We start from the raw sequence: 12,197 nt of genomic DNA, 5'->3' as shown, positions 1-12,197 counted from the left end.
CCTCCTAAAAGGTAAGTCCTTGCTCATCAATAAGTTCAAAGATTTCTTGCTTTGTGATCAATGGACTGTTATGTGAAGAATATGCTTTTCGATCTGCCTTTTTGAAACCTGCAGGTGCTTGCCAATCAGCATCTAAATGTGAATAGATCGCATACATGATCTCATTCTCATAGGCTCTTTCGGATTCTTCTAGCGTCATCAATTCTTCGTACACTTTTTCACCAGGACGCACTCCAACTTCTACTATGTCAGAAACGTCGGTAGCCTTACGTTTCTCTTTATAGTCGTCAATCAGTGTTTGTGCTAGATCTTCAATCTTCAGAACAGGCATTTTCAATACGAATACTTCTCCGCCCTTTGCAAGTTCAGCCGCTCGTAATACAAGTCTTGCTGCTTGTGGGATAGACATCATGAATCGTGTCATTTCTCGATCTGTTAGCGTAACAGGTTTACCTTCTTCAATCTGCATTTTAAACAATGGAATAACCGAACCTCTAGAGCCCATAACATTTCCAAATCGAACACAAGAGAAAATCGTTCTTGCTGAACCCTTATAGTATTCAGCAGCTAAAATCAGACGCTCTGAAAGAAGTTTAGTAGCACCCATCGTATTCATAGGGTTTACCACTTTATCTGTACTTATAGAAACAACGCGTTCTACGTTATTCTCGATCGCTGCTTCAATGATATTTTGTACGCCGATCACATTTGTTTTTACTGCCTCAAAAGGATTGTATTCACAAGAAGGAACATGCTTAAGAGCAGCAGCATGAAAGATGACATCAATATCTTTCGTTGCATAATTTAATCGATTCTTGTCTCTGATATCACCAACGAGGTATCGCACGTTTGTGAAATCTGAAAGCTCATGCTGAAGTGCAAACTGCTTAGATTCATCTCTGCTAAAAATACGAACAACGGCAGGGTTTTGAGCAAGTACTTGTCGAACGATCTCGCTTCCTATTGAACCTGTCCCACCTGTAATCAGAACTTTCTTTCCTTCTAACATACAATCACCAATCCTCATGTTTTACTTAATTTTTGTTAAAAAGCTGTGTCTTGTCCACTAGCTTATCTGTCAGATATAAAGCAGCTATCAATGCAATAGGAAGTAATGTTCGAAGACCAAAGCTTTGAACTTCTGAAATTCCTAATAAATGTCCTCCATAAAAAACAACATAGCCCAGTGCTAAAAACTCAACTTTTCTTGATTTTTGATACAATCCATCCGTCATTCCCGCAAGCGCAAAGAAGAATAATGTAACAACTATGATTAGTATGGCTGTTACAAGAAGAGATTCGGTCATGATATTATCTCCAAAGAAAATGGTTGGAGCACTTCCGCCTTCTTTTCCATACATACGTTCAAAAATATATCGTTTAATAGAGGTATCGTCAGGTAATGGTCTGTCTTCAAATTCGATTCGAGTTGTAAGACCAGCACCTTGTGTAACAAAGATTCGTTTTAAGATACTTTCGACGAACGTAAAAGCACTATAAGGGTTCTCACCTGCGTTAAAAAATACCTTAGTAGCAAAATAATAGACGACGAATACAAAGCCTGCTGAAAAGAGATACACAAAACGCTTACGGCTTTTAATGACATACAGAATGAAAAAGATAATGATAAGGAATAAAGTATTTTTATTAAGAGCAACAGAAGTAAAGATAACAGCCATAAGTGTAAATACGATCAACAATGTACGATTGTTTACTTTAAAGAAATTCTTCTTACTTAGCATTAAGATTAAGAAAAACGGAATAACCGTATTTGCTACAATCGTAAACGTATAAAAGAAAGGAATGCCACCAGCAACATCAGGACGGCTAAACGAAGTTTGCAGCGTCTTCCCTAATACGAGCTGTATTAGTGGAATCTTGTCTGCAAAAGTGATCACATAGATAAAACAAACGGAAAATACGATAACACTGATCCATTTGATATAGGTGTAATTTTGAAATCCTTCTGAAAGTTTAAAATCTCGTTCTAGAAATATTTGTTTCACTTTGTACTGAACAAATAGACCGGCGATCATCGCTACGTATAAAATACTCATATAGATGCTGAACCATTTTATACTGTCCTCATTCGGGACGTAATATCGCTCACCACCAAAAGCATAGAAAAGCCCTGCTGGAAGAATCATGAAGGTTACCGTAACATAAAAGGCACCTGAGAAACTTTTAAGCAGGTCTTTTTTATATGCAATATAAACAAATATTAAAAACAACACCCACGGGGCAAAGCTATAAAAAAACATTTCATTTCCTCCAACTGCAGCATTCTGTTTTAGTAATCCTTAACAACATCCATAAACTCCCCATAGTAACGGTAGATCTTTTCTATTTCTGGCTGGTTCTTTTCAGCAAGATCTTGAGGTTGCAGATAAAAAGCTTTAATCTCGATCAAATCCTTAAAAATCTGATGACATGTTCCTAAAGCAGATGAATAAAAAGAGCCTAATCCTTCTGGTAGATAAGAATTTTTTGAAAGTTCAAATTCGATACACGTATGAATCGTTGTGACTGAAATGTTCAGTTCATTTTTTATCTTGTCCAACTTTTCAGGACTTTCACTTCGATGAGGGATATAAACCATTTCTGTATCTTGTAGATACCGTTTTACTTGGCGCAAATAATCAATGTATCTCTCTTCACTAGCCATAACATTTTTCTCGCTAAGCGGTGCGCCCAAAAAGAAAAATACAGGCTTCTTTTCTTGATTCTTACTGATCGAACTAAAGTATTCATAATTGTTTTTGACGATCTCGATGTGATCTGATTTTAGATCAAAGGTCGTAAAGAACGCTATATTGGTTATTTCGTTATTTTTTGGTGCTTTTGGGGTTAATACTTTTTTAAATACCGATTTAATGATGAATTTGGCCCCTGAATCTTGTGGCAATCTTCCGTTTGAGATCATCTCAAACATGCGGATGGTCACGTTACCATCGTCGAGGAGATAGACTTTCTTATGATTAACAGACACAACAAAATCTCGCATGATGTCTGAGCGATAGTCTCCAATAAAAATATAATCAACTTGGTGATATCGTTTAACAACATTACGCAAGCTGAACAGACGAGTAACCCACGTTACTTTTCCCGTTCCGCTTCCGATAATCTGTACATCTGCCCACTCTTCCTTTGAAACCATGTTTGCTATCTGTTTCATGGTATTCTCATTCTCTGCCTGCAGGATTAAAAGAACTGCTTTTTCTTTTTTAATAGAAAAATGGTGCTTTGCTTCTATTGCATTAATTAACTGTAAGGGCGATTCAATCATAAATATGTTCATAGCTTCTTTCACTCCTGGCTTTCAGCTTGCAACTTTTTGTTCAGATATCTTCTCTCTTGATAAAGGTTAAAAAGAAATCGAGTTAATTCTGCCGCTATCGCTGCGACTACAGCGCCCCATACTCCAATAATGGGAATTAAGATCAAATTGACTCCTACGTTGACGGTTGCAGCTGAAACACTGCTAATTCCTACGATCTTAGTGTTCTTGATATAAAATAATCGGGCTACGACAACAAAATAAAATCCTCTTACAATTTCAGCTGTTAGTAAAAAGATAAGTATTCCACTTACACCATTATATTTCGGCGGGAGCAGCCACTCAATAACTAATAACGAAAAGATGATAGCCAGAACCCCAAGTACAATGACACCTACTTGGAAATATTTCATAATTTTATTCGCTTCATTCTCTTTTGCGTCTTTCATTAATCTCGTATAACGAGGAACGAAAGCGTTATTCACACCTGTATATAGCATTCCCAAAACCATTGCCATTTGAGCCGCTAGTGAAAACCTTCCAAGTTCGTCAAGAGAAACAAATTTCTCCAAGATGAATCGACTCGAAGCAGTAATCGCCCATCCGCTTATAACATGTGGCAATAAAGGAATACTGAAGGCCAAGCTCTGTTTAATATACTGCTTTTTGAAGGACAGTCGAACACTCTTGTAGAGGACACCTATGTATCCTAACCCCGTTCCGATTCCTGCTATGATAAACGAAAACAATGCCGCTTCCGGCCCCTTATTCATAAAGATCACAGCGATACTTGTAACGGCCATAACAATGACACTTTTAATAATATTAATGACAACGAATGACTTTGCTCTCTCCTGCGCACGTAGGATGGCCATTGGAACTAGAGATAAAGAAGACGATAATGCAAAATATATTAAGATATCATAGTAAGGGTCGATGGGAATATTTTTAAATAATAATGGTCCAACGATTGGCTTTAATAATAGAAGTAAAGCGGAAATTAAACCTGCGAACACCACTGTAAACATTACTACAGATCCCAGATATTCTTTTTGTTCTTTACTGTTTTCTTTGTAATCGTAATACAGTCTAGTTATGGCTCCATGTAATGAAAGAATCATTAGAAGCTGCAGAATCCAAACATAAGACTGGACGGTTGTGAAAATTCCATATTCTCCTGGCGTAAAATATTTCGTGAAAACCGGTAAAAGGATAATACCTGTTAGCGGAGGTAACATCGTTGCAAACGTATACCAGAATGAGTTCACAAAAAATTTATTCGTCAGAAGTTTTTTAATCTTTGGTGAGTATTTCATGTATCGCTTTCCTCGCAATTTTGTTTCGTCTTTTCTTTCGACATGTTTTTTTTCAAAATCATCATAATCATACCACTGTATATCTTCATTTTAAACTAACTATATCCACTCAATACTTCTTCGTAGAAAGATTGATTATAGGTCCTATATGAAAAATGTTATATAAATATAAAATTATTCCAATACATCTCTAAAATTTAGTATTTTATGTTATAATTTCACTAATATTGTAATGAATTGGGAGATGAATTATGTTATTGGGGTTAAAGGCATCAAGTGAGTCTAATAAGACATTTAAAAGATTTAAAAAATCTATAGAAACAATTAATAAATTAGAATCTTCTTATCAAAAACTTTCTGATTTAGAGTTGAAAGAAAAAACGTCTCTGTTTAAAGAGGCTCTTTCTAATGGTCAATCTATCGAAGAGATCTCTGAAGAAGCTTTCGCAACGGTTCGAGAAGCGGCTTTTCGTGTTCTTGGTCTGAGAGCATACGATGTCCAGCTCATAGGTGGTCTAGCTTTATTAAATAATGAAATTGCTGAAATGCAAACGGGGGAAGGTAAAACTTTAGTAGCGGCATTTCCAAGTTACGTAAAAGCTTTAGAAGGTAAAGGCGCTCATGTTATTACCGTTAATGAATATTTAGCCAATCGAGACTATGAAACAATTGGCAAAATCCATGAATTTTTAGGTTTAACTGTAGGTTTAAATATTTCGCAAATGGACCCTGTTGAAAAACAGCAGGCATACTTGTGTGATCTTACATATGGAACTGGCAGTGAATTTGGTTTTGATTATCTGCGAGATAATATGGTACAGGATATCTCTCAACGCGTTCAACGTCCTCTTCATTTTGCTCTTATTGACGAAGTAGATAGTATTTTGATCGATGAGGCGAAAACACCACTTGTAATTGCAAGTAAATCAAGTGAATCGGCGAATTTGTTTAAAGTAACAGCTCTTGTTGTAGAAAATTTTAAAAATGATGTTGATTACAACTTAGAAGTAAATACAAAGCAAGTGTTTCTGACAGATGAGGGCGCTAACAAGATCGAACGTGCTTTCGGAATCAATAATTTGTATGATGCAGAACATCAACTTCTTAACCACTTTGTAAATCAGTCACTCAAAGCCTTAGTAATCATGCGCAAAGATATCGATTATATCATTCGAGAAGGCAAAATTATGCTTGTAGACCAATTTACGGGTAGAGTGATGGACGGTCGCAGCTATAGCAATGGACTTCACCAAGCCATCGAAGCAAAAGAAGGCGTTGAAATTACAGAAGAGAACCAAACATTTGCGACGATCACCATCCAAAACTACTTCCAATTATATAAGTCGCTGTCTGGTTTAACAGGAACAGCGCTTACGGATAAGGATGAATTTCTTCAAACATACGGTCTTGCTGTCTCTGTCATCCCTACGAATCGCGATAGACAGCGAATTGACTTAGAAGACGTTGTATATGAAACATCAGAACAGAAATATAAGAAAATCATTGATACGGTTAAAGAACTATACAAAGAGAAAAGACCCGTATTAATCGGTACAACTTCGATCGAGCAGTCAGAAAAGCTTGCTGAAGGTCTTAAGCAGGCTAAGATTCCTCATCAGCTACTTAATGCTAAGAGTGAAGAATTAGAAGCAGAAATGATCTCAAAAGCTGGAAAACAAGGCATGATTACCATTGCTACTAATATGGCAGGTCGCGGGACAGATATCATGCTAGATGAAAAGGTAAAGCAAGCTGGCGGCCTTTTTATTCTTGGAACAGAGCGTCATGAAAGCCGTAGAATCGATAACCAATTAAGAGGCCGTGCAGGTCGTCAAGGTGATCCTGGAACAACTCAATTTGTTATTTCGCTTGAAGACGAATTATTCAATCTATACGATCAAGAGCTTATCGAGAATTGGAAGAAAAAAGTAAAGACAGATGAAAACGGCCAAGTAATGTCTCCTAAAGCGATCAAGTATATTTCAAATGTACAAGAAGCGATTGAGAGTATCCATTATTCGTCTCGTTCTCATATGTTGAAATTAGAAAGCGTTATTGAAAATCAAAGAGACACGATCTATAAGCTCAGAAATGAACTGCTAGAAACAGATAACATTCGTAATCGAGCAGAAGAAACCTTGCGTTCAACAGGGCTGATGATTATTGAACAAGAATGTCAGGAAGAATTGGTTGCCGAAGAATGGAACCTATACCAACTTGTTAAACAACTAGCAGAAATCCTTCCCTTCGAACCTATTAACATGGAAGATGTAAAAGGAAAAGAACGCTATGAAATCGAAGCTGAGTTTCTTTTAAAAGTAAAACATGCATTCGAACAGGAAGAACTGCTTCAACTCTGTCAGAGTGAACAGGTTCGTGGCGTATATTTACAGACGCTGGATCAGAATTGGATTCGACACCTTGAAAATATGCAAAACTTAAAAGAAGGAATTAACCTGCACAGTTATGGTCAAGAAGATCCGACTCGTGCATTTGAGAAAAATGGCTTTGCCCTTTTCAAAGATATGACTTTTGATTTAAACAAAGAAATTTTGAATCGAGTAAAACTATTGTTGCAGATGGAATTTAATCAGAATATAAACGATCAAGCATTAAGCACCATGGAGGTTTAGTATGTGGTCATTATTAAAAAGAAAAAAAGAAACTGATTCCTCTTCTAAAGAATTCAACAATCCTCTTGAGGAAACGGTTATAGAAGAAAAAGCAGGAAAAACTGAATTATTTGTTCATCCTGCCGTTGTGGTTAGTCCACAAGAAAAATATGTTTTTCAATATTACCACCAATTGTTGCCTAATTTACAACCAAATCAGATCTCAATTAATGGGTATGACCTCATGGTGTTTAATGATTCTGCCATTATTGAAGGCTTTATTCGAAATACACTACCTTCGAAGATTCGCTTTGAAGAAGTGATTCTGTTAGTCATGGATTCATGTGATCGAATTCTTGCTCGTAAAGTATTTGATTTTAATATGTTGGGAGAATTGCCTCCCTCTTCGTCCATACCATGGAAATTTTTATTTGAACCTGAAGATTTCCAGGTTCCATTATCAGAATGGAATTTATCAGACTGGAAACTTGCATTTGAGCTGCAAAAACAGCGTCCAACTTCCGAAACACTTGAACTTGAAGCTTCTTGGGAAGAACGCTTGAGTGCAGACGAAAAAGAAAATTTAAAAAAATTAATTTCGACACTGACACCTTTAAAGAACGAAGAAGTAAATCTTTTTGGATTAAAAGCAGAAAAAGCGATGGAAAATGGTATTGCTGTAACTCTTTTAATTCGTAATGGAACAAGTAAAAAAATCGATTTATCTCAACTGCCTTTGCAATTGACTAGTGCTGATGGCATAAGCTTAGCTTCAGGCGTCTTTCAATTAGAAGCTTTCTCAGTAAACCCTTTCTGCAGTAAACCATGGACTTTTATTTTTCCTGAAAGCTTGGTTCAGCATATGCCGGACGACTTTAGTGGATGGAAAGTGCTTGTTCCTTCATCAAATTAAAATATAAAAGACCAAAGTTGATGCTTTGGTCTTTTATATTTTTTCGTAAACTTCGTACGTTTCACCTGTCGGCCTGTCCCGCAGGAGTCTCTTACCTTCCACTTCCATCAATATCAAAGGAGAAAAGGATATGAACACAACAATCTTTTAGAAAAGAAATGCCTCCAAAAGACAATCTCATATAACGCATATAAAAAAGCGGTGTGCATCTAAACACCCCGCTCTTCATTCTTATATATCCTTGATCTTATTTTCTAAGTTCGCTTTAAGTTTTTTATGTTTTATTCCCTTTGCTTTAATAATTGCTTGATCGACGTATTTCATTTTTTCACTTTCTACCTGGTTTTGTTTTGCTTCATCTAATAAAGCTAATCCTTCCACGTAAAAAATGGCATCTCGATTAAATTGCATAGCAGGATATACATACGTAACTTTCATATCTTTCTGAACATAACTAAAAGGGATCTCAGTAAATACTTTAGATTGTTTGTCTATCGTTTCTTCGAGTTCTTTTTGTGATTTTACAGCTGCTTTGATATCAAAAGGATCTCTCACATGAACCTCTTCTGCTTTTTGTTGAGCCGTCAACAAGATCTTACCGGCACGAACTGCTTTATTAAAGGTATTTGCTGTCTCTATCTCTTTTTCAACTGATTTCAGTTGTCCTTTTAATCTTGTTTTGCGCTCACCTTTTTCGAGTTCGTTCACCATACCTATAGCATGCGCGTATTCGGTTCTCGTTTTATTATATGGGGCATCAATTCCATTCAGATAAATATTCTTATCCTTATAAGATTCTCTTAATTTAACAGACGCCTCTCGTGCCTTTTTAACCGTATTTTCTGTTACTACTTTGTCATCATGCGATGCATCATAATAGGGGTTCTTTATTAAAAAGGTCGCTGCAATTGCAATGATACTAAATACAATCCATTTCCATTTTGTTTTCATATTCATTCCCTTTCATCTCACAACGTTCATCTATCATATTACCACTCGCTATTCACAATGTTCAACAAGGACCGCTCTTTCTATACATGTTGTTTACATTTAAATGGATAACTATATTTACTTCTATTTGGAATTCAGTCCAATAAATAATAAGCAAAAAAACAAGTGCCCCAAAAGGACATCCGAAGTGTCTTTTGGAGCAGCTAGTTACGTTATTAATTTGTAACGTTATAGAACATCACACCATAATGGTCGTATGCTTTGGATGACTTTGCATCTTTTACGTGTACACTGAACTTGTATGAGCCTGGTTTAGTGGGTAGCCATCTTAATGTTTTCTCTGATGAGTACTCTTTTAAAACGGACCACTCCATACCATCATAAACATTAAACTTGTATAAAAGTGACTCTCCGCCTGTTGCATTTGCTGTTATATTAATTGCTGTATGAATACGTTGTGGTGAAGCAATATCAGCTTTAACACTCTGAACAACCACTTGACCTTGTGTTACCTTGTAATCAATCACTTTGTACACATCATATGACTTGCTAGAAGCTTGATCTTTTACATGTACGTTAATTTTATAATTTCCTGCTAAAGCAGGTTTCCAATTGTACGTGTTATTTGTAGAATAATCTTGCATTCTTACAAATGCTCCACCATCTTTTGAGACCCAAAACTTGTACAGTTTAGTTGTACCACCTTTTGCATTCGCTGTTACCTTAATCGAAGTATTAGCCGCCTGAGGGGACACTTTATCTGTTACAACACTTTCAATCGTAATTGGTGTACCAAACTGACCTGACGTTGATTCTGTAATCTTATAATCAAAGGCTTTGTATGAGTCATAGCTTTTTGATGATGATTGGTCTTTTACATGCACGCTTACTTTATAAAGTCCTGCTGCAGTAGGCTTCCATGCATACGTGTTCTTTGTGCTGTAATCTTGACTCACTTTCCACGTTTTACCGTCATAGATGTTGAACTTATACAGCTTAGTAGCACCGCCTGTAGCATTTGCAGAAATGTTAATTAGTGTGTTTGCTAGTTGGGGGCTTACTTTATCTGTTGAAACACTTTGCATCACAACCGGTTCAGTGGCTTTAGTTGAAATCTTATAAGTTAGAGTTCCATAATCATCATAGCTCTTTGATGAACCAGCATCCTTAACATGAACACTGAACTTATAGTCCCCTGAAACAGAAGGTGTCCAGTTGAAAGTGTTCAGAGATGAATATTCTTGTGCAACAGTCCATACACCGTCTTTTAAAAGATTAAACTTGTAAAGTTTTTCTTTTCCACCATCTGCATTAGCAGTCACTTTAATAGGTGTACCTGCTAATTGAGGTGATGGCTTGTCTGATGTAACACTCTTCATATCTACATTAGAAAGGATGCTATAACTTAGAGCTCCATAAGTGTCGTAGTTTTTCGCAGAAAACTTATCTTTTACATGAACGCTGAACTTGTAGTTTCCACCTTCTTTTGGAACCCAAGTGTAAGTGTTTTTTGTGGAGTAATCTTGGAGCATCCTCCACTCCGTTCCTTCTTGAACATAAAAACGGTAAACTTTATCATATCCGCCATATGCTTCAGCAGATAGCGTAATTGCTGTATTAGCTGCTTGAGGGCTTGAAACATTAGCATTAACTGCACCCATGCTCACAGCTGGATAGTTGTAGCTTTCCTTTACAATCGTTGTGTTCGGATAATAGTAAGACAGAATATCCTTATAAGAAATACCTTCGTTCCCCATTACGTATGCGCCCCATTGGCTCATACCGATACCGTGACCAAATCCTCCGCCGTTCACAGTAAATTTCTCTAAATCCGCTGTTATTGATTTAACATAAGGACTTTTCATCGTATACGTGCCAACAAGACTCCGAATATCATTACTTCGATCTTCATAACGAATACTATGTTTTAGGAGTTTACCCGTTGAATCCTTAATGAACTGATTGGTATCTGTTTTCTTTCTGTAATACTCAATATCAATATAGCCTGTTAATAAATCCTCTGCTGTGAAGGAAGTTTTAAAGTTAATTCCTGTTACGTTTATGATGCGAATGTCTGAGTTTGACGCAATCTGTGTTCCAATAAGTGCAGCTTTTAAATTCTTTATGAATGTAGCGTCAGCTTCGGCAGCCGAATTCCACCAAAGTTCTGGTTTGGATAAGTCTCGACCTAACATGCTGATCTGTTGTTTTTTGATACTGTAAGACCAGTTTGTATTTTTACCGCTCTGTACGTCATACGGGTCTTGTTTTTTTGTAAAGTACGCATAAAGAGGTGTTCCATATGTATTCGTGTTAGACAACATCATTCCACCATTACTAGAATAGTAAAGTGTTTCTGCAAATCTACCATTATATTTAAGAACTTCCCCATTTGTTTCATTAACAGCACGGTTTGAATTATCATACCAAGTAAATCCCCCGTATACTTGGTTTGCTTGTGTATCGACTAATGTCTTTCCTGCGTTGCGCATGGCATATGTTCTTGCAGCTAATGTTCCCGCTTTTAATGTATTAACGTTCCACGTTCCATGCATTTCTCTAGGAGTTACCCCTTTAACGTAATCCTCCATTAAAAGCGTATTAATTGGCCTTACATATTTACCGCTTTCTACTACAAACGTAAAAACACCAGTATATTTCGTGTTTTCAATTGTTGCGTAATGATCCGTTCCATACTTTTCTGGATGCATAGAAAACGTTGAACCGTATGATTTAACGAGTGTTGATCCTTTATACAGATTCAACACACCAGATTCTGCTTTGATTACATAATCTGTCCCGGAAAGGGTTCTACGGTCACTATCTACTATGTATTTTCCCGTTACTCCAAGTGAAATACTAGTTTTGGTCCCCACATAGTTTTGATTTTGAAGCTTAACATTAACAACCTCATTATGTACTTCTGCTGATGCATTTGTTGCAAGATGTGGAGATATCAACAGCCCCATAAGTACAAAGAATAATACTACAAATTTCTTCATTTCCGCCCCTCTTTCTACATAAATATACTAATTTTGCATATTAATAGTATAGTAATCTATTTTTTCATAAACAAGATAAAATAGTAAAATTAAAGAAAAATTTTCCACATGCGGGTGATCAAAGTC

General features: G+C 36.5%; 8 protein-coding genes. 2 read left to right on the top strand and 6 right to left on the bottom strand.

The annotated features are described in order from the left end of the window. Positions 1–4 precede the first annotated feature (4 nt). From IHV10_RS10590 to IHV10_RS10575, 4 genes are read right to left on the bottom strand one after another with little or no spacing between them, the layout of a single operon-like run. Positions 5–1,009: a UDP-N-acetylglucosamine 4,6-dehydratase family protein gene (locus IHV10_RS10590; RefSeq protein WP_197128904.1), complete on the bottom strand. Its 1,005-nt coding sequence runs from the start codon at positions 1,007–1,009 to the stop codon at positions 5–7. Positions 1,010–1,034: 25 nt separating this feature from the next. Further along, positions 1,035–2,261 carry a hypothetical protein gene (locus IHV10_RS10585; protein ID WP_197128902.1) on the bottom strand — a complete coding sequence of 409 codons (1,227 nt, stop codon included), beginning with the start codon at positions 2,259–2,261 and terminating at the stop codon, positions 1,035–1,037. A 29-nt stretch (positions 2,262–2,290) separates the two neighbouring features. Beyond that, positions 2,291–3,298, bottom strand: coding sequence for a polysialyltransferase family glycosyltransferase (locus IHV10_RS10580; RefSeq protein WP_197128900.1), 1,008 nt, complete (start codon positions 3,296–3,298; stop codon positions 2,291–2,293). Between the two features lie 8 nt (positions 3,299–3,306). Beyond that, positions 3,307–4,593, bottom strand: a complete 1,287-nt coding sequence (locus tag IHV10_RS10575; protein WP_197128898.1) for a lipopolysaccharide biosynthesis protein — start codon at positions 4,591–4,593, stop codon at positions 3,307–3,309. Between the two features lie 251 nt (positions 4,594–4,844). Between IHV10_RS10575 and secA2 the strand changes: the two genes are divergently transcribed. Both secA2 and IHV10_RS10565 read left to right on the top strand, forming a co-directional pair. Further along, on the top strand, positions 4,845–7,226 hold the full coding sequence (secA2, locus tag IHV10_RS10570; protein WP_197128896.1) for an accessory Sec system translocase SecA2: 2,382 nt from the start codon (positions 4,845–4,847) through the stop codon (positions 7,224–7,226). Position 7,227: 1 nt separating this feature from the next. After that, a complete protein-coding gene (locus tag IHV10_RS10565) occupies positions 7,228–8,118 on the top strand; it encodes an accessory Sec system S-layer assembly protein (protein WP_197128894.1) in 891 nt (296 codons plus the stop codon). Positions 8,119–8,349: 231 nt separating this feature from the next. On the opposite strand, the gene IHV10_RS10560 is transcribed toward IHV10_RS10565, so the two are convergent. After that, a complete protein-coding gene (locus tag IHV10_RS10560) occupies positions 8,350–9,069 on the bottom strand; it encodes a hypothetical protein (protein WP_197128892.1) in 720 nt (239 codons plus the stop codon). Positions 9,070–9,284: 215 nt separating this feature from the next. Then, positions 9,285–12,071: a SpoIID/LytB domain-containing protein gene (locus tag IHV10_RS10555; protein WP_197128890.1), complete on the bottom strand. Its 2,787-nt coding sequence runs from the start codon at positions 12,069–12,071 to the stop codon at positions 9,285–9,287. Positions 12,072–12,197 lie beyond the last annotated feature (126 nt).

Source organism: Fictibacillus sp. 5RED26 (assembly GCF_015903895.1).
GTDB lineage: Bacteria > Bacillota > Bacilli > Bacillales > Fictibacillaceae > Fictibacillus > Fictibacillus phosphorivorans.
This window is presented reverse-complemented; position numbering and strand designations above follow the sequence as displayed.